Below are 19,397 nucleotides of genomic sequence, written 5' to 3'. Positions count from 1 at the left end.
GCGTGGTCTCATGCTTGCGGCGCGAATCCGGCGCCCGCTGGCCATCCGCCCCCGGACAGCGCCAAGACCTTGAACAGATCGCCCATGTCGTCGCCATGAACGAGGCGGCGATGCGCGGCGGCAACCTCCTCGGCGCGCTCGGGCGCCTTGCCACCCAGCGTCTGGGCGCGCGCATCGATCCCGAGCGCGGTCAGCCACGCTCCTTGCGTGGTGCCCGCGATCCAAGGGACACCGCCCGCCTTGGCGATCTCGGCGAGCATCGCGAAATCGACATGCGCGGTGATATCCGCTTCGCCCGGGAGCGCCAGCGGATCCACCTTGGAATGCGCGCGCACCGCCTGCAGCGTCGAGCCGGCGCGCGGCGCGAGATGGCCGTAGTCGATGAACAGCGCCGCGCCGCCCTGCGTCGTCAGCCGTTGCGCGACCTCCACCATCGCCGCGGCGGCGCCGGGGCAGGTCTCGACCAGCGTGTCCACGCGCGCATCGCGCCAGTGCGCGGGCACCGCGGCATCCATCGGCTGGGTTCCGGCGGTGAAAACGAACCCCTCCCCGGCCTCCTCCCCCGCCAGCGCCACCATCCGCTCGCGCCAGCCCGCCTCTGTCCGTACCAGCTGGCGCACCGGCAGCGCGTCGAGGAATTCATTGGCCACCAACAGCAGCGGGCAACCTTCGGGAAGGCTGGCGATATCGTCGTGGAATACGGCCCCCGGAATCGCTTCGGCCTGCACCTTTCGCAGCGCTGGCGAGCCTTCGACCAGATGGACCTGCGGCACCAGCCCCTGCCCGCGCATCACTCGCAGCGCATCGCGCGCCAGCGTGCCGCGCCCCGGCCCCAACTCGGCATAGATCGAATCCTCGGGCCGCCCGGCGCGGACCCACAGATCCGCCAGCCACAACCCGATCATCTCGCCGAACATCTGGCTGATATCGGGCGCGGTGACGAAATCGCCCGCCGCGCCCAGCGGGTCGCGCGCAGCGTAATAGCGCGCATTGCTCTCGCCCATGAAGCGCGCCACGGGCATCGGCCCATCGCTGCAAATCAGCCGCGCGAAACTGTCCGCAAGGTCGGTTTTACCGGCTCCGCTCAAACGACGGTGCGCTGGGCAGAGGACCGGTCGTTGGCCTTCCGCGTCAGGCTGTAGACGATCACCGCCAGCCCCACCGCGATCATCGGCAGCGACAGCCACTGGCCGCGCGACAGCCCCGATTCGACCACCACATAGGCGAGATGCGCATCGGGCTCGCGGAAGAATTCGTTGACGAACCGCGCCAGCGACACACCGACGGTGAACACGCCGACCAGCAGGCCGGGGCGGTAACGCGCGCGGGTGAACCAGAACAGCGGCAACAGGATCGCGATCAACAGCAGTCCCTCGAGTGCCGCCTGATAGAGCTGGCTGGGATGGCGCGCGAGCCCGAGTGGATCGCTGGGGAACACCATCGCCCACGCCACGTCGGTCGGGCGGCCGTAAAGCTCGCCATTGATGAAATTGGCCAGCCGCCCGAAGAACATGCCGAAGGGCACGTTGACCGCGATATAGTCGCACACCCGCAGCCAGTTGAGCTTGCCGCGCCATGACACGAAAGCGATCGCCGCCAGCACCCCGAGCACCCCGCCGTGGAAGCTCATCCCGCCGGTCCACAGCTGGAACAGTTCGAGGCCGCCGAACAGCTCGGGCTTGTAGAAGGCGGCATAGCCCAGCCTACCGCCGAGGATGATCCCGAGCGTGCAATAGAAGAACAGGTCGTCGACATGGCGCTGCGCCATCGGCCCGCCCGGCGCGCGCACCATCCGCGACAGATGCCAATAGCCCAGCAGGATCCCGCCCAGATAGGCGAGCGAGTAGTAGCGCAGCTGGAACGAACCGATCGAGAACAGATAGGGCCTCAGCCCCAGCTCGGCCCACTGGATCGGCTCGGCCCCGGTCGCGGCGAGTAGTGACAACAAATCGATATCCCCTTAGAGACCGCGCCTGAGCCCGCGCATGGAACCCCGTGCGGCGCGGCTTGTGGCATAGCGCGCGGTTTCGGGAAAGCCTGCGCATGCCAGGGCAATTTGCCCCGGGTGAAATGCAATGATGCATTCGCCCTCACTGGAGAGGATCTGAATACCCATGCCGACCGCGCTCGACACGACACTCGACACGATCATGAACACGCTGACCGCGCCCGGCGCCCCGGCCGAGACGGTGCCGTTCACCCGCAACGGGGTGGAAATGCCGGCGCTCAAGAACGCGCCGCCGAGCATGGTCCATTACATCGCGCATTACTGCAACGAGCATAAGGATGCAGTCTTCCTGGTCGATGGCGATCACCGCCTGACCTTCGGCGAGACCTTCGCCATGGCGCGCCATGTCGCTGCCGGGCTGGTCAAGGATCACGGCGTCCAGAAGGGCGACCGCGTCGCGATCGGCGCGCGCAATTCGGCCAACTGGATCATCACCTATCTGGGCGTGCTGATGGCGGGGGGCTGCGCCACGCTGCTCAACGGCTTCTCGACCGGCGAGGAACTGGCCGAGCAAGTCGCACTGGTCGAATCCAAGCTGCTGCTCGCCGATGGCGCGCGCTTCAAACGGCTCGAGGGCGTCGCGCTCACCGCCGAGCTCGTCCGCATCCGGCACGACCAGCCTTCGTCAGAAGGGCTCGCCAATATCTGGGGCGATCCCGCCGCGGTCACGCTGCCCGAACTGGGCCCCGACGATCTGGCGACCATTCTCTTCACCTCGGGTTCGACCGGCCGCTCCAAGGGCGCCTATTCGGACCATCGCGGGGTCGTCCACGGAGCGATGAGCTATGCGCTGCAATCGCTGATGGCGTTCAGCTACCTCAACGCCTCGGGCGACGCGCCTACCAGCCAGGCCTGCGCTCTGCTCGCGGTGCCGCTGTTCCACGTCACCGGCGAAGTGCCGCTGTTCCTCCAGAGCTTTGCGCTGGGGCGCAAGATCGTGCTGATGCCCAAATGGGATGCCCGCGAGGCGATGCGGCTGATCGAGCAGGAAAAGGTCAGCTATTTCGCAGGGGTCCCGCTGATGACCTACGAAATGGCCAGCCATCCCGAGCGCGACCAGTTCGACATGTCGAGCTGCACCGGGCTCGCCGCCGGCGGCGCGCCGCGCCCGGCCGAGCATGTCTCGAAGATCAAGGAAGCCTTCCCCGCCGGCTTCCCGTTGCTGGGTTACGGGCTGACCGAAACCAACGGCGTGGGCTGCGGCAATTTCAACGAGAACTATCTCGCCAAGCCGACCAGCACCGGTAAGCCCAGCCGCCCGCTGGTCGATCTCGCGATCCTCGACGATGACGGCAACGCCGTGGCCCAAGGCGATATCGGCGAAGTTTGCATCCGCTCGGTGTGCAATTTCATCGGCTATTGGAACAACGACGAGGCAACCGAGGCGGCCTTCACCGACGACATGTATTTTCGCACCGGCGATCTCGGCAAGCTCGACGAGGACGGCTATCTCTATATCGTCGACCGCAAGAAGGACATCATCATCCGCGGCGGCGAGAACATCACCTGCATCGAGGTCGAGGACGCCATCTACGCGCATCCCGATGTCGCCGAATGCTCGGTCTTCGGCCTGCCCGACGAACGCTATGGCGAAATCCCCGCAGCGGTGTTCCTGCCCAAGCCGGGCAGCAGCCTGACCGCCGACGAACTGCGCGATTTCCTCAAGACCCGCATCGCGCCCTTCAAGCAGCCGCAGCACATCTGGGTGGCCGAGGAGACCCTGCCGCGGCTGGGCACGCAGAAGGTCGACAAGCGCACCGTGCGCGCGACCTTTGCCAAGGATTTCGTCGACGCGTGACGGCCACCAAGCTTCCCGACCAGCGCGCGATCATCGACCGGCGCAAGCTCGCCGCCGCAATCGCGGTGCTGGCGGAAGCGGGGGGCGGTGAAGCGCGGCCGCGAATCGTCGAGGCGCTGCGCGAGGCGCTCGATTCGGGCCGCGCCGAACTCGCCCGTAGGCTCGAGGCGGCCCCTTCGGCGGGCCATGCCTGCGCCAATGGCTACGCCTTCCTGATCGACCAGCTCGTCCGGGTGCTGTTCGATCATGTCACCACCCATCTCTACCCCGCCGCCAACCGCAGCTCCGCCGAACGGATCGCGATCATGGCGGTGGGGGGATACGGCCGTGCCGAGATGGCGCCGCATTCGGATGTCGATATCGCCTTCCTCACCCCCGAACGCCGCGCGCCTTGGTGCGAGCAGGTGATCGAGGCGATGCTCTATCTGATGTGGGATCTGGGGCTCAAGGTCGGCCATTCGAGCCGCTCGGTCGACGAGGCCACCAGGCTGGCGCGCGAGGATCTGACGATCCGCACCGCGCTGCTCGAGGCGCGCTACATCTGGGGCGACGAGGCACTCTACGACGAGGCGGCGCGGCGGTTCTGGGCCGAGGTCGCGCATGGCACCGGGCGCCAGTTCGTGCGCGAGAAGCTGGCCGAGCGCGATGCGCGCCACCGCCGCATGGGCGACAGCCGCTATGTCGTCGAGCCCAATATCAAGGAGGGCAAGGGGGGCTTGCGCGATCTCCAGACGCTCTACTGGATCGGCAAATATATTCACCAGGTCCGCAGCGCTTCGGAACTGGTCGATGTCGGGCTGTTCACAAGCGACGAATACCGCAGCTTCCGCCGCGCCGAGCGCTTCCTGCTCGCGGTGCGCTGCCATCTCCACCAGATCACCGGTCGCGCCGAGGACCGGCTGACCTTCGATTTCCAGCGCCAGATCGCCGAGCGGATGAATTTCGCCGACCGCCCCGGCAAGAGCGCGGTCGAGCGCTTCATGCAGTTCTACTTCCTCCAGGCCAAACGCGTCGGCAGCCTGACCGGCGTGTTCCTCTCGCATATCGACGACCAGTTCGCGCAGAAGAGCCAGCGCAGCGGCTTCTTCGCCGGGTTCCGCGCCCGCCCGCGCGAGGTCAAGGGATACCGCGTCCACGGCGGCAAGATCGCCGCGCCTTCGGACGACTGGTTCCGCAAGGAGCCGGTGCGGCTGATCGAGCTGTTCCAGCTGGCAGAGGCAGAACAGCTCGAGATCCATCCCCAGACCATGCGCCAGGCGAGCCGCGACAGCGGGCTGATCGACAACAATGTCCGTGAAAGCCCGCGTGCCAATGCGCTGTTCCTCGAGCTGCTGGCGGGACGCAAGGACCCCGAAGCCGTGCTGCGCTGGATGAACGAGGCCGGGGTGATGGGGCGCTTCGTGCCCGATTTCGGCCGCGTAAACGCGCAGATGCAGTTCAACATGTATCACCATTACACGGTGGACGAACACACCATCCGCGCCATCGGGCTGCTCAGCCGGATCGAGAAGGGCGAGCTGAAACAGGACCATCCGCGCGCTTCGCGGCTGATCCACCAGGTCTCGAGCCGCCGCGTCGCCTATGTCGCGGCGCTGCTCCACGATATCGCCAAGGGGCGCGGCGGCGACCATTCGGTGCTCGGCGCCGAGGTCGCGCAGGAGCTGTGCCCGCGCTTCGGGCTGACCAGCGCCGAGACCGATCTGGTCGCCTGGCTGGTGCGCGAGCACCTGCTGATGAGCGCCACCGCCTTCAAGCGCGACCTGACCGATCCCAAGACGATCGAGGATTTCGTGGCAAAGGTGCAGGGGGTCGAGCGGCTGCGCCATCTCGCCATCCTCACCGCGGTCGATATCCGCGCGGTCGGGCCAGGCGTGTGGAACAGCTGGAAGGGCCAGCTGCTGGGCGAATTGTTCGACACCGGGCAGGAGCGGCTGCGGCTGGGCCATGCGCGCCACGGCCGCGAGGTCCGTGTGGCGGCCAAGCGCGAAGAGGTCGCCGAACTGCTCGGCGAGCGCGCCGATCTGGCAAACAGCGTCGGCCTGCGCTTCGACGATTCCTACTGGATCGCCGAGGCGCCCGATATCGTCGCGCTCAATCTGGTCCATTTCGAGGCGGCGCGGAACGCCGATCACAAGCTCTCGATCCATTGCGAATATTACGAGGAGCGCGGGGCGACGCTGGTGACGGTGATCGCCGCCGACCACCCCGGACTGTTCTACCGCATCGCCGGCGGGATCCATCTGGCGGGCGCCAACATCATCGATGCGCGGATCCACACCACCCGCTCAGGCTGGGCGGTCGACAATTTCCTGATCCAGGATCCGCACGGGCGTCCGTTCCGCGAAGCCAACCAGCTCAAGCGGATCGAACGCTCGATCGAGGACGCGCTCGCCAACCGCATCGCGCTCGAGCCGCGGCTGGCGCAGCGCCCGCTGCCCCACCACCGCTCCAAGGCCTTCGATGTCGATCCGCGCGTCTTGTTCGACAACAAGGCTTCGAACCGCTTCACCGTGATCGAGGTCAACGCCCGCGACCGTTCGGCGCTGCTCAACCGGCTGGCGCGGACGCTGTTCGAGGAAGGGCTGGTGGTCCATTCGGCGCATGTCACCGCCTATGGCGAACGCGCGGTCGATACCTTCTATGTCACCGATGTCACCGGCTCGAAGATCACCGCCGAAGCGCGCCTGGTGCGGATAGAGGATGCGCTGCTCGAAGCGGCAAGTGATGCATTACAGGCACGGTTGGAAGATGCGTAACACCCGTTTGTCGGGGGAGTCTTGCAACTTCCATGCGCGTAGCTAGGGATGCGCGTCACAAAAGATAAAAGCATAAAAGTTGAACCAGGAGAGAGAAGCCAATGAAAACCCGTTTCGCATCGCTGCGCGTGCTCGCCCTACTCGGTGCGGGCGCCGCGCTCGCCCCGGCCACCGCGATGGCGCAGGACCAGACCGGAAACGATCTCGTCGAGAATGCCGACGTCGAGGATCGCAACGTCATCATCGTGACCGCACAAGGGCGCTCGCAGGTGCTTGCCGATGTGCCGGTCGCGGTCTCCGCGGTCTCCGCCGAGACGCTCGCGAATTCGGGCACCACCGACATCCGCGAACTGACCCAGGTCGCGCCCTCGCTGCTGGTTTCCTCAACCGGCAATGAAGCCAATGGTTCGGCGCGTATTCGCGGCATCGGCACGGTCGGCGACAACCCCGGGCTCGAAAGCTCGGTCGCGGTGTTCGTCGATGGCGTCTATCGTTCGCGTTCGGGCAATGCCTTGTCGGAACTCGGTCCGCTCGACCGGGTGGAAGTCCTGCGCGGCCCGCAGGGCACGCTGGGCGGGCGCAACGCTTCTGCCGGCGTCATCAGCATCTACACCGCGCCGCCCAAATTCGGTTTCGAGGCCTATGGGGCCTTCACCTACGGGAATTTCGACGCGATCCGTGTCGAAGCGGGCCTCAACGCGCCGCTGAGCGATACGATCGCTGCGCGCGTCGACGGCGTCTATTTCAAGCGCGACGGTTTCTACAATGATGTGGTCAACAACACCGACATCAACAACCGCGACCGTTACCTGGTCCGCGCGCAGGTGCTGTTCGAGCCGACCGAGGACATCAGCTTCCGGCTGATCGGCGATTATTCGAAGAAGGATGAGGCCTGCTGCGCCGCCACCTTCGTCCAGCCCGATTTCGCGCCGCTGGCACGAGTCTCGCCAGCCCTCGATCCCTTCACGCGTCCGGTCGGCAACGCCCCGGCCCTGACCAGCACCGCCAACCCGATCGTCCCGGTCCTGATCGGCCTCGGCCAGAACCCGGCTTCGCTCAACCAGAGCACCTTCAACCGCAATATCTACGTCACCCCGGGCCGCAGCTTCGAAGGCGAGACCGAGGATTACGGGGTGTCGGGCGAGTTGAGCTGGGATTTCGGCGGTGCCTCGCTGACCTCCATCACCGCCTATCGCGAATATGACAACAGCCAGGGTTCGGATACCGACTACACTCAGGTCGACATCCTCTATCGCGCACCCGGCCCCAATGCCGGTGCCCGCGGGTTCAAGACCTTCACCCAGGAACTGCGCCTCGCCGGTACGGCCTTCAACGACCGCCTCGATTGGCTTGTCGGCGGCTATTACGCCAATGAGAAGCTGGAAGTGCGCGACAATCTGCGGTTCGGCAACGACTACGGCACCTTCGTCAGCTGCCGCATCGCTATCGCCATCAATCCCGCGCTGGTGAACCCGAGTGCGCAGAACTGCCTCGGTCCCAACGCCGCGGCCCTCACTGCCGGGGCGGGTGCCTTCGGTCCGGCCACGCCGCTGATCCTCGCCGGTCTCAACAACCTCTCGCGGGTCAACGATCTCGGCGGAACGGGCGATGTCTACAACCAGACGAGCACGAACTTCGCGGTCTTCACCCACAATATCGTGCATCTGACCGATACGCTCGATCTGACCCTGGGGCTGCGCTACACCAACGAGACCAAGGATTTCGACGCCACCTTTGGCAATGACAACACCATCTGTCCGCAGAACCGCGCGCTGTTGGGTGGCCTGCTGGTGCCGTCCGTCGACACCAATGGGGACGGTGTTCCGGATCTCGCCCCACTCGGTGGACTTGCTGGCGGCCTCATTTCCCTTTCCTGCCAGGGCAATTCGACCGCGGAACTCAACGGCGTGTCGATTTCCGACACCCGCGACGAGGACGAATTCACCGGCACCGCGATCCTGAGCTGGAAACCCACCCCCGACCTGCTGACCTACGCGTCCTACTCGCGCGGCTACAAGGCGGGGGGTTTCAACCTCGACCGCTCGGCGCTGGGCAATCCGGTGACCTTCAGGGTCGCCGCAATCGACCCCTCCTCGCTTCAGTTCGCCGAGGAGACGGTCACCGCCTACGAAATCGGCGCCAAATATGCGACGCGCGAATTCGGTATCAGCCTCGCCGGGTTCCGGCAGGAATTCACCAATTTCCAGCTGAACACCTTCAACGGTTCGGTCTTCCTGGTGCAGAACGTCAATGCCTGCAGCGCATCGCTGGGCGGGGCGGATAGAGATGCGAGCGCCGCCACCGGTGCTTGCGCCGTCGACAATGTAGTGCCGGGCGTCGTCTCGCAGGGCGTGGAAATGGAAGCCTATCTCCAGCCGATCCAGGATCTGAATTTCTCGCTCGGCCTCACCTATACCGACAGCAGCTACGAGAACGAGCTGATCGGCAACGACACAGGCACGCCGCTCGACCCGGCGCTGCGCCTGCTGCCCGGCGACAACCTTTCCAACGCGCCCGAACTGGTGGCGACTTCGTCGGTCACCTGGACGCCGCCGATCGGCAACAGCGGGATGGAGGGCCTGTTCTTCCTCAACGCGCGCATGACCGGCGACTACAACACCGGTTCGGACCTGCTGTTCGGCAAGGAGCAGGACGGCTATGTGATCGTCAACGGCCGCGTCGGCATCACCAACATCGCCGACCGCTTCTCGATCGAAGGCTGGGTGCAGAACCTGTTCGACAAGGACTACACGCAGGTCGCCTTCAACACCCCGTTCGTCGCGCCGCAACAGACCTATTCGGCCTTCCTCGCCGAACCGCGGACCTACGGCATCACGGTGCGCGGCAAGTTCTGAGCCCGGACCAGACACGCACAATGGGAAAGGGGCGCTCTCGGGCGCCCCTTTTCGTTTGCGGGTTCTGGTATCTCTAAGGGTGGCTTAGGTGCCGCGCTCGCCGAACAGCGCGCTGCCGATGCGGACATGGGTGGCGCCAAGCTGGATCGCGGTCTCGAAATCGCCGCTCATCCCCATGCTGCGGCCCCAGGGCTGTTCGTCCGCCAGCCCGTGATCGCGCGCGAGCTTGTCGAGCAGCGCGAAGAACGGCGCGGGCTCGATATCCTGCGGCGGCAGGCACATCAGCCCGGCAAGCGGGATATCCGCAGCGCGCGCCTGCGCCAGCAGGTCGGGCAGCTGCTTGATCGGGCATCCGCCCTTCTGCTCCTCCTCGCCGACATCGACCTGGACGAAGCACGGCACCCGGCGCCCGGTCTTGTCGAAAGCCTTGGCCAGCGCCTTCAACAGGCTGGGCCGGTCGAGCGAATGGATGCAGTCGAACAGCAGCGCGGCATCCTCGGCCTTGTTGGACTGCAACTGGCCGATCAGGTGCAACTCGGCATCGGGAAAGCGTTCGCGCAAGTCCGGCCATTTGTCCTGCGCCTCCTGCACCCGGTTCTCGCCGAAGACGCGCTGGCCCTGTTCGAGCAGCGGTTCGATCCGCGCGGCAGGATGCGTCTTGCTGACCGCGATCAGCGTGACGTCCTCGGGTTTGCGTCGCGCGATGGCGCAGGCCTTGGCGATACGGCCCTTAATTTCAACAAGGGGGATTTCGGCGAGCGGGGTGCGTGGCGTCTCCATGACGGCGCGCTATAGCGTGACCGTGGCCCCTGACCAGACCCCGACCTTGCCCGACCTGTGGCTGCTCTCCGATGCGCGCAACGATGCGGCGCTCGAGCAAAGCCTCGCCGCGCTGCCGCCTGGCTCGGGCTTCGTCTTTCGCCATTATCACCTCGCCGACGGGGAGCGCCGCGCGCGCTTCGCTGCGCTGGCGGCGCTGGCCCGCGAGCGCGGCCACCTTGTCGTGCTGTCCGACGATCCGGCGCATGCGAGGGAATGGGGCGCCGACGGGGTCTATGGCTCGGCCGCGCAGATCGCCGGGGCCGGAGTTCTGGCCATTGCCACCGCGCATGATGAAGCCGAAATCGTGGCTGCAGCAGACGCTGGCGCCGATGCCATCATGCTCTCCCCGGTCTTCGCCACCCGCTCGCATCCCGGTGGCAAGGCATTGGGCGCAACGCAGTTCCACGCGCTCGTCAGCCGTTCACCGCTCCCAGTGATCGCGCTGGGCGGGATGGATGCAGGCCGTGCGCGCCAACTCGGCTGGCCCAGCTGGGCTGCCATCGATGGCCTCACCGCCAACTGAGCGCAGCTTCCCCTCCGCACCCCCTCCAGCCCGGAACGCTTGACGCGGGACTCGCCCGCGAGACATAGTGCGGTTCAAGCACAGCGGAAGGGCTTACCCATGGCTACGCGAGCGCTCGCGAAATCGGACTGGCGCGCGGTGTTTCGCCGCTCGCTGCGCCGTGCCGTGCAGATGTCGGGTGCCGCGCTGCTCGCGCTGGCGACGCTGTTCCTCGCGCTCGCGCTCGCCAGCTACTCGCAGACCGATCCCAGCCCCTCGACCGCTGCGGCGGGCACCGACATCGCCAACTGGATGGGCGCGAGCGGCGCCTGGGCCTCGGAACGCGCGCTCTATTTCTTCGGCCTGCCGACCGTGCTGCTGCTGCCGCTGCTCTATATTTCCGCGCGGCGGCTGTGGCGCGATGTCGAGACCGACAGCAGCGGCGGCGAATCCGGCTGGTGGACCCCCTTCGCGCTGCTGTTGCTGGCGATGGTACTGCTCGCGAGTGTGCTCGCGCTCAGCTTCGACGAGAGCGGCGGCGCGCTGCCTGCGGGCTATGGCGGCTTGTTCGGCCTGCTCGGCGCCGGCGGGATCGAGGCCGTCGCGGGTCGTTTCCCCGAGGGCAGCCACGGCTGGATCACCGGTGCGCTGGCGCTGCTGGCGCTGGCTGGGGGGATCGCGCTGGTCACCCGCGTCTTCGCGATCGACTGGGCGCAATTCCTCACCCTCCCCGATTTCCTCCGCCGCGCGCCGCGCTTCGTCGATAGCGACAGCTTTCCGCTGCCCAAGCGCAAGCAGCGCCGCGAGCGCGCCGCGGACACCGCAGACAGCATCGGCGAGAGCATCGCCGAACCCGCAGCACCGCGCCGCGCCCCCGAGATCCCCGATCCCGCCGCCTCGCCTCGTCCGGCCGCCTCGCCCGCCACCCCGGTGCAGCGCGACATGTTCGCGCAATACAATCTCCCCGGGCTCGAACTGCTCGAGGACATCCCCGAGCAGAGCGTTGTGAAGCTCGATAAAATGGCGCTGGAGCGCAACGCCAGACTGCTCGAGAACGTGCTCGACGATTTCAACGTCAAGGGCGAGATCACTGCGGTCCGCGCCGGCCCGGTGGTGACGATGTACGAGCTCGAGCCCGCGCCCGGCATCAAGGCCAGCCGCGTGGTCGGCCTCGCCGAGGATATCGCGCGAAACATGAGCGCGATCTCGGCGCGCGTCTCGCCAATCCCGGGCAAGACCGTGATCGGTATCGAACTGCCCAATGCCGAGCGCCAGACGATCTCCTTCAAGGAGCTCGCCTCTTCCGCCGATTTCGCCGATGCGCCGGGCAATCTGCCGATGATCCTGGGCAAGAATATCGCGGGCGAGCCTATCGTCGCCGATCTCGCCGCGATGCCGCATCTGCTGGTCGCGGGCACCACCGGCTCGGGCAAGTCGGTCGGGCTCAACTGCATCCTCTTGAGCCTGCTCTACCGCTTCACGCCAGCCGAGTGCCGGCTGATCCTGATCGATCCCAAGGTGCTAGAGCTCAAGAGCTACGACGACATCCCGCACCTGCTCAGCCCGGTGGTCACCGAGCCGCACAAATCGGTTCGCGCGCTCAAATGGGCGGTGGGCGAGATGGAAAATCGCTACCGGATGATGTCGAGCGTGAATTCGCGCAGCATCAACGCCTTCAACGAAAAGGTCCGCAGCGCCGCCGCCAAGGGCACCCCGCTCGGTCGCCGCGTCCAGACCGGTTTCGACGCCGAGACCGGCGAGGAACTCTACGAGGAAGAGCAGCTCGACTATCAGGTGCTGCCGCAGATCGTGCTGATCGTCGACGAACTGGCCGATCTGATGGTCACCGTCGGCAAGGAGATCGAGGTGCTGATCCAGCGCCTCAGCCAGAAGAGCCGTGCCGCGGGGATCCATCTGATCATGGCGACGCAGCGCCCCAGCGTCGATGTCATCACCGGCGTGATCAAGGCGAACCTGCCCACCCGCATCAGCTTCAAGGTCACCAGCCGGATCGACAGCCGCACCATCCTGGGCGAACAGGGTTCGGAACAGCTGCTGGGCAAGGGCGACATGCTCTACAAGCCCAACACCGGCGCGATGGTCCGCGTCCACGGGCCCTTCGTCAGCGACGAGGAGGTCGAGCGGGTCGCCGACCACTGGCGCGCGCAGGGCAAGCCCGAATATGTCGACGCGGTCACCGAGGAAAGCGAGGACGGCGGCTTTTCCTTCGAGGACGAGCTCACCGCCAGCGACAACCCCGAGGAACGCAAATACCGCCAGGCCTGCCAGATCGTCTTCGAGAACCAGAAGGCCAGCGGCTCGTGGCTCCAGCGCCAGATGGGGGTCGGCTACAACACCGCCGCCAAATGGGTCGAGCGGATGGAGGAGGACGGGTTCGTCGGCCCCTCCAACCACGTCGGCCGCCGCGAAATCTTCCGCGACCGCGATGGCAACCCGATGTGAGAGAGCGATGCGAGGATGCGGGCGCGCGGACAGTCGCACCGCCGGAACGATCGCCCGGACCCTCGGTTGCACTAACCGAAGGGGCGCGATGAGCCGCGGCCTATCGGAGACATTATCATGTTCGGTTGGGCAATCACCCTGGGTATCATCGCGCTGATCGCGGCCATTCTCGGTTTCGGCGGCATCGCCGGCGCGCTGGCCGATATCGCCATCATCATCTTCGTGATCGCCATCATCCTCAGCCTCGTGTTCCTGGTGATGGGCTGGAAGGCTGCCAAATCCGTTTTGAAATAGACGCGGGCTAAGGCAATAACACCGGCAGCACCTGCCCGATACGGGCTTCGTTTCCCCGTGGAGCGGAGCCCGTTTTGGAACCTGACGACCATCCACCAGCGGAGTTTTACGCAGCCATGAGAATTCTCCTTCCCGTCGCGGCCGCTTTCGCGCTCGCCGCTTGCGGTTCGCAGGAAGAAGCACCGGCCGAACCGGTGCCGACCGAAGCGACCGCGCCCGCCGATACCACCGAAACCCTCCCCCCGCCGCGCCGCGAGGAATTCACCGCGGCCTGGGCCGAAGCTTGCCCCGAGGCCGAACCGGTCGGAACGGCGCTGTGCAAGTCCAAGGGTCTCGGCGATCCGGGTTTCACCTGCGATTTCGGGCTTGGCGAGGACGAATACCGCCGTCACACCGCCGAGCTCGAACCTGGAGGGGAAAGCTGGGTGCTGGTCGATCCGGAAAACGCCTGCAGCGTGGAGTGAGTCTAGCCGCGCGCTGATCGGGCCGCACGTAGATCGGGCTCGGGAGATCGCATCGCTGCGCCGGGCAGTGGCACTGGCGCGGCGGGCGACCCTCCACGCTGTTGCAACGCCGCGCCATCCCGGCACAGTGACCGCATGAAATCCCGCGCCATCCTCATGGGCAGCATGGCCGTCTGGCTGTGCGCCGGCTGCTCCGTCGACCGCGACGCAACCGCCGAGGAAACCTCCGATCGCGCGGAGCAGGTGCCGCGGGTCAAGGATCGCGTGCTTGAGGTGGTGTGCGATCCCGACAGCCGCTCCACTTCCGAGGAACTGGTGCCGTTGGTGCGCGAAGTGCGCGCACGCGACGGGCGTTCGGACCGCGTCTGGGAAGTCGCCGACGAGGCGGACTGCATCGCCGGCCCGCGCGATACGGAGACGAGCCCCGCCGAATAGGCAGGCACGCCACCCCGCCCACGAAAAAAGCCACCGGCTCGCACCGATGGCCTTTTCCCATTCTCTTGTGGCGAGATCAGCCCTCGGCGGGGGCCTGCGCCATCGCCTGCTTGATCTGGTCCATGGTCGCGCGGACGACCAGCGTGCCCTGCGGGCCAAGCGCCAGCATCGGCTTCGACAGCGTCATCTGTCCGACATCGCCAGCGACGAGGATCGCATCGGCTTCGCGCGACTGGATCGTGCCGAGCGGCTGGCCGTCGGCGGTCTGGACTGCTGCGCCCGCGACCAGAGCGGCTTCGAGCTGGGCATCCATCTGCGCCATCTGCTGGTCGAACTGGCTGACCAGAGCGTCGCGGGTGATGTTGACCGTCGGGCCGGCTTCCATGGCGGCGATCGCGGTGGTGGGGATCGGGATGGTCCGCTCGCCCACGGTGACCAACGCCACATTGCTCTCGACGCGGGCGACGGTGCCGATCGCGCCGCCATCGGAGCCGAGGATCTGTGTGCCGGCGGCGACCTCTGCCTGGGCTGGCGCGCTGGCAGTGGGAGCGGCGGCATCCTGCGCCATGGCGGGGGTGGCCATGCCGAGGGCCAAGGCTGCGGCAGTAGCGATCTGATATTTCATGATTTTTCTCTCACTTGCGGTTTGCGACCAATTCAGCGCGGGCTGAGCTAGCGACTTCGACCGCGCGATCAACCGGGCCCGCGACAGGCCGTGCCCTCGCTGCCACGGATGGCTCCAACCGTTCCGCAAGGCCCGCACTGCACGCCGAGTCCACACCCTCCAGCGTCGGTCATCCACCGCCGGGCAGGCGATTGTCCGCAAAGGCAGACAGGTCCGTTGGCCTGTGTTACGCCCCATGCATCGCTGGCCCGTGGGTCGGCTGCCAGCGGCTGAGAGACGCCGTGCTCCCGCCCTGGTGGAGGACAGCCCTTGTCCCACGCACTCATTATCGAAGACGAATTTCTGCTCGCGTTCACCGTCGAGGAAGCGCTGCGACAGCTCGGCTATACCACCTTCGAGATCGCGACCACCATGGCCGAGGCCGTCGCGGCCGCCGAGAAGCAATGCCCCGAGCTGATTGTCGCCGATCACCGCATAATGGACGGCACCGGGACCGATGCGGTGATGACGATCTGCTCCGACCAGGTGATCCCGGTGGTGTTTGTGACCAGCAGCGAACCCGAGGTGCGCGAGCGCCTGCCCGATGCCTTCGTCGTCCCCAAGCCGCTGAACCTGCCCGAGCTCGAGGCGGCGGTGAAAGCCGCGCGCAAACGCCCGTTCACGCTCGCCGGCGATGGCGAGGCGCAAGGCCCGGAAAACCCTCAGGAGGACTAGGGCGTAGCCTTCGTTCGGCGTTCCGCGACAATCGGGGGCCGCGATATTCGGGGCTGTGACCCATGTTCGATCCGAGCTTCGATCGAGGTTCGCCGAGCATAGGCCCGCGTGGAACCATCGGCAATAGAGCGGCAGCGGACCACGAGTGCAGCTGTCGCCAGCGACCCCTCCCGGTCGATCCCATCCGGATGCACCAGCCCAGCTGCCGTAGACAAACGCATGTATTTGAATCACATACCGTCCGGATGACCAAGGCATCACCCCGGCGCAAAGCCAGCGCGTGGCTTCCGATTGCAAAGCTGCTCCTGCTCGCGCTCTATCTGACGTTCGATTATGCCGCATTTGCGCAGCGGGTCGCTTCGCTGGGTCCGTCGCTCGAGCTGGCGGCCTTCGCCATTCTCTACACCGCGCTGGTGCTGGCGCTGGTCGGGGCGGCATTCGCCCGGCCCGCGCCTGTCCGGATCGTGCTGGCGGCGCTGCTCGCCGCGGGCTCGCTGATGCTGCATGGCTATGAATGGACCACCGGCGCGCCGCTGGTCTACGACGCCTTCGAGACGATGGTGGCCTCGCGCGGCGATGCCGGCAATGCGATGGCACAGCACGGCGCGACACTGCTGCGCGCAGGGCTGGCGGCGCTGGTGCTGTTCGCGGCGATCGCGCTGCCGCCCGGGCGGCTGGCGCTGCCATTCGGGCTGGGCTGGATCGTCCCCGCACTGGCGGTGGCGGCGCTGGCGGGGCTGCTCTACCTGCGCGGCGGCGAAGGCGCCCGCGGGCTGCCCGCGCCCTTCTCTCCGCTGGCGCAGGGCGCGATCATGGCGGGGCTGCACGCGCTGAAGGAAGACCGTCCGCGTCAGGCAGTTGCGTTCGCGCCCGCACCGGCGCGCGGCGATGGCGATGTGGTTCTGGTCATCGACGAGAGCATCTCGGCCCGATATCTCGACATCAACCATCCCGCCGGCGTCCGCTCGGGGCTGGCGCAGGAGCGTAGCGGGGTGGTGACGGCCAATTTCGGCGTCGCCGCCGCGGTCGCCAACTGCAGTTCGGGGAGCAATCTGACTTTGCGCTTCGGGGGCACGCGCGAAAGCTATCGCGAGGCCGCCCAGGACATGCCCTCGATCTGGGCCTATGCGCGCCGCGCCGGGCGCCGCACCGTCTATCTCGACGCGCAGCGCGAGGACGGCGCGCTGCAGAACCTTATGACGCCTGCTGAAGCGCGCGAGATCGACGACTTCGTCCAGCTCGGCGGCACCCCGGTGCTCGAGCGCGATCGCGAGCTGGCGCGGCAATTGGGCGAGCGGCTGGACAATGGGGTCGCCGAATTCATCCTCGTCAACAAGGTCGGCGCGCATTTCCCGATCGCCGACAAGTTTCCGCTCGCGGCCGCCTCTTACCGCCCGCTGCCCCCGCGCGGCCGCTCGGCGGGCATCACCGATATCGCCGCGCTGCCCGGGCAGGGGGCCGACACCGAGGAGGAATGGCGGCGCTATCGCAACGCCTATCGCAACACGCTGACCTGGAGCACCGGAGGCTTTTTCGACCTGCTGCTGCCGCGCGTGGCAGGCAGCGGCGCGGTGCTGCTCTACACCGCAGACCACGGGCAAAATCTCCACGAAGGCGGCGGGCCGGGCGGGCCGACGCATTGCGTCCCCGAGCCGCGCGGCGGTGAGGAAGGCGCGGTGCCGCTGGTGGTGATCGCCGCGACGGGTGGAGGTCCGGGCGAAGGCCCCTCCGCCGCGACCGACTGGGAGGCCATCGCCGCAACCAACCGGGATGCGATGAGCCATTTCCGCATCTTCCCGACGCTGCTCGCGCTGCTGGGCTATCCGCCCGAACAGACCAAGGCATTCTACGGCCCGACGCTGCTGGCGCCCGAGAAGGACCCGCTGACCTTCACCCCCAATTACAACGCCTCGCTGGGCCGCGATCCCATCTGGTACCGCATCGATCCCGCCGCGCTGGCGACGCCGCCGACCAGCGATTACCGGGCGCGTCGGTTGTCCGTCAGCGATTAGCGAGCCCGCGTAATGGTCGTCCCCATGCGAATCTGCGCCATGCCGATGTTAGAGCATGGCAACGTCCGCAATCGGGTCGTTTGCCGACCGTCGGGCTTTGGGGGATGATCGACCCAAGGATGCCCGTCCGCTTTCGGATGCTGCAGCATCGCTCACCCATGTCGGCAAATGGGTGGAAAGCGGACCGCCATCATCATCACGAGACAGAGGATTATACTGACCAGTGGCTCGCACATCGCGTCAATCGTCTCAAGATTGGAAATTTCCGCATCAACCGCCCAACGCCGTCCAAGCCTTTTTGGATTGCTGGTCACGCCAGAGCCGCCCGCCTTTCCTTGCCAACATGTGAGGTGCAGCTCACATTTCCGGATTTTCGAAATAATGACTGGAAACTTAGGATAAGGACCGCATTAGGCCTTGGGGCCGAGGTGAAGTAGCATGCAGACGATGTTTGCGGTCGGAGGCTGACATAGTGATTAAATTGATTGCGTTAGGTTTTGCTTTGGCTGCTGCGCCCACCTTGGGGGCGGCTTCCGAAATTGAGGCCAATCCGTCCATCGAATCCAGCTCAACATTCGATGCGTTCAAGCCGCGCGCGGCTTCGCTCGACATCACCCTGGACTATGAATCGTGGGACGACGCCCTCAGATGGTTCGTGCTGCCAATGGGCGCTTCCTTGCGCCAGGTCGCGCCCCGGCGCGTTGCCAGCAGTGGCTCACGACTGATTTATGGGCACGATTCTATCTATCGGCTCGAAGGCAACCGGGTCGCATATTCGCTTTTGCAAGATACGCAGAAAGCGGCATTGACAGAATATAGACGCGATCTGGAAAGGATCGGCAGCGAGCTCGATCTGGCAGCGCTGCCGCGCAACGAACAGCTCGCATTCTGGATAAATCTGCACAATGTCGCAGTAATCGAACAGATCGCGCTGGCCTACCCGGTCCAAAGCCCGCGTAATGTCAAGGTGAATGAAACGGCGCTCGATGAGGCCAAGTTCATCACGGTGGCGGGGGTGGCCATGAGCCCTCAGGACATCCGCACCAAAATCGTCTATCCCAACTGGCGCGATCCCCGCGTGATCTACAGCTTCTTTCGCGGAGATATCGGTGGACCTTCCCTGCCCCGGCGAGCTTTCACCGCGAAGTATCTTGACCAGCAATTGGCGAGCAGCGCCCGCGAATTTGTAAACTCGCTTCGCGGTGTCAGTCGCAGCGGTGACCGCATGAGGGTCTCCGAAATCTACCGCGAAGCCGAGCCATTCTATTTTACCAATTTCGACGCTGACTTGCGGACACACCTCACGAGGTTTGCAGAGAACGATGTTCAGCAAATTATAGATCGCACCAATAGTGTGAGTGCAGACATTTATGAGACGGACATCGCGGACCTGTCGAAGGGGGAGCGCGATTCGCCGATTTCGCAAACGGAGCATTGCACCTGGGATCCGTTGACGCGGGGGCCGGGCGATTGCCGACAGCTCGGCGCCCGCAACGATCTCGCTGTTCAGATCTTTATTGATGAAAGGGTCAAAAAAATTGAACGGCTTATCGAGGCCGGAAAGCTTGGGACGGTCATCATTTTACAGGAAGATGAGGCCCTGACATCTCCCGAAGTCGATTGACCTTCGCTTGAATAGTTCAGGTTGC

At 65.9% G+C, this 19,397-nt stretch carries 15 protein-coding genes; 11 read left to right on the top strand and 4 right to left on the bottom strand.

Features of this window, described 5'->3' with window-relative positions:
* Window positions 1-8: 8 nt before the first annotated feature.
* Together ACWIKC_RS00925 and lgt are read right to left on the bottom strand one after the other, a co-directional pair.
* Window positions 9-1,088 carry a class I SAM-dependent methyltransferase gene (locus tag ACWIKC_RS00925; RefSeq protein WP_454598269.1) on the bottom strand — a complete coding sequence of 360 codons (1,080 nt, stop codon included), beginning with the start codon at window positions 1,086-1,088 and terminating at the stop codon, window positions 9-11.
* Window positions 1,085-1,948, bottom strand: a complete 864-nt coding sequence (gene lgt, locus ACWIKC_RS00920; RefSeq protein WP_454598268.1) for a prolipoprotein diacylglyceryl transferase — start codon at window positions 1,946-1,948, stop codon at window positions 1,085-1,087. Before lgt ends, ACWIKC_RS00925 begins: the two co-directional genes overlap by 4 nt.
* Before the next feature lie 166 nt (window positions 1,949-2,114).
* Here lgt and ACWIKC_RS00915 point away from each other — a divergent pair, with 166 nt between their 5' ends.
* The 3 genes from ACWIKC_RS00915 to ACWIKC_RS00905 all read left to right on the top strand — a co-directional run bounded on the left by ACWIKC_RS00915 (window position 2,115) and on the right by ACWIKC_RS00905 (window position 9,417).
* On the top strand, window positions 2,115-3,806 hold the full coding sequence (locus ACWIKC_RS00915; RefSeq protein WP_454598267.1) for a class I adenylate-forming enzyme family protein: 1,692 nt from the start codon (window positions 2,115-2,117) through the stop codon (window positions 3,804-3,806).
* Entirely contained in the window at window positions 3,803-6,562 is a 2,760-nt protein-coding gene (locus tag ACWIKC_RS00910) for a [protein-PII] uridylyltransferase (protein WP_454598266.1), read from the top strand. Before ACWIKC_RS00915 ends, ACWIKC_RS00910 begins: the two co-directional genes overlap by 4 nt.
* A gap of 101 nt (window positions 6,563-6,663) precedes the next feature.
* Entirely contained in the window at window positions 6,664-9,417 is a 2,754-nt protein-coding gene (locus ACWIKC_RS00905) for a TonB-dependent receptor (RefSeq protein WP_454598265.1), read from the top strand.
* Window positions 9,418-9,501: 84 nt separating this feature from the next.
* On the opposite strand, the gene ACWIKC_RS00900 is transcribed toward ACWIKC_RS00905, so the two are convergent.
* Window positions 9,502-10,197: a YggS family pyridoxal phosphate-dependent enzyme gene (locus tag ACWIKC_RS00900; RefSeq protein WP_454598264.1), complete on the bottom strand. Its 696-nt coding sequence runs from the start codon at window positions 10,195-10,197 to the stop codon at window positions 9,502-9,504.
* On the opposite strand from ACWIKC_RS00900, the gene ACWIKC_RS00895 reads away from it, so the two are divergent.
* The 5 genes from ACWIKC_RS00895 to ACWIKC_RS00875 all read left to right on the top strand — a co-directional run bounded on the left by ACWIKC_RS00895 (window position 10,196) and on the right by ACWIKC_RS00875 (window position 14,397).
* Entirely contained in the window at window positions 10,196-10,762 is a 567-nt protein-coding gene (locus tag ACWIKC_RS00895; RefSeq protein WP_454598263.1) for a thiamine phosphate synthase, read from the top strand. The genes ACWIKC_RS00900 and ACWIKC_RS00895 overlap by 2 nt on opposite strands.
* A 99-nt stretch (window positions 10,763-10,861) precedes the next feature.
* Window positions 10,862-13,204, top strand: a complete 2,343-nt coding sequence (locus ACWIKC_RS00890; protein ID WP_454598262.1) for a DNA translocase FtsK 4TM domain-containing protein — start codon at window positions 10,862-10,864, stop codon at window positions 13,202-13,204.
* 117 nt (window positions 13,205-13,321) lie between these two features.
* Window positions 13,322-13,498, top strand: coding sequence for a DUF1328 domain-containing protein (locus tag ACWIKC_RS00885; RefSeq protein ID WP_454598261.1), 177 nt, complete (start codon window positions 13,322-13,324; stop codon window positions 13,496-13,498).
* Window positions 13,499-13,614: 116 nt separating this feature from the next.
* The gene (locus tag ACWIKC_RS00880) at window positions 13,615-13,962 is read left to right on the top strand and encodes a hypothetical protein (protein WP_454598260.1); all 348 of its coding nucleotides are present in this window, start codon (window positions 13,615-13,617) and stop codon (window positions 13,960-13,962) included.
* A gap of 135 nt (window positions 13,963-14,097) precedes the next feature.
* A complete protein-coding gene (locus tag ACWIKC_RS00875; protein ID WP_454598259.1) occupies window positions 14,098-14,397 on the top strand; it encodes a hypothetical protein in 300 nt (99 codons plus the stop codon).
* 76 nt (window positions 14,398-14,473) lie between these two features.
* Here the strand turns inward: ACWIKC_RS00875 and ACWIKC_RS00870 are convergent, their stop codons facing one another.
* Window positions 14,474-15,022 carry a hypothetical protein gene (locus ACWIKC_RS00870; protein WP_454598258.1) on the bottom strand — a complete coding sequence of 183 codons (549 nt, stop codon included), beginning with the start codon at window positions 15,020-15,022 and terminating at the stop codon, window positions 14,474-14,476.
* Window positions 15,023-15,331: 309 nt separating this feature from the next.
* On the opposite strand from ACWIKC_RS00870, the gene ACWIKC_RS00865 reads away from it, so the two are divergent.
* From ACWIKC_RS00865 to ACWIKC_RS00855, 3 genes are all read left to right on the top strand, one after another.
* Window positions 15,332-15,736 (top strand): response regulator, encoded by a 405-nt coding sequence (locus tag ACWIKC_RS00865; RefSeq protein ID WP_454598257.1) that lies wholly within the window; start codon window positions 15,332-15,334, stop codon window positions 15,734-15,736.
* A 245-nt stretch (window positions 15,737-15,981) separates the two neighbouring features.
* Window positions 15,982-17,748, top strand: a complete 1,767-nt coding sequence (locus tag ACWIKC_RS00860; RefSeq protein ID WP_454598256.1) for a hypothetical protein — start codon at window positions 15,982-15,984, stop codon at window positions 17,746-17,748.
* Between the two features lie 472 nt (window positions 17,749-18,220).
* Complete coding sequence (locus ACWIKC_RS00855) at window positions 18,221-19,372, top strand: DUF547 domain-containing protein (RefSeq protein ID WP_454598255.1); 1,152 nt, start codon at window positions 18,221-18,223, stop codon at window positions 19,370-19,372.
* The last annotated feature ends 25 nt before the right edge of the window (window positions 19,373-19,397 follow it).

It is taken from the genome of Qipengyuania sp. SM2507 (assembly GCF_053714505.1).
The sequence above is the reverse complement of the archived record's forward strand: the minus strand, read 5'-3'. Positions and strand labels throughout refer to the sequence as shown.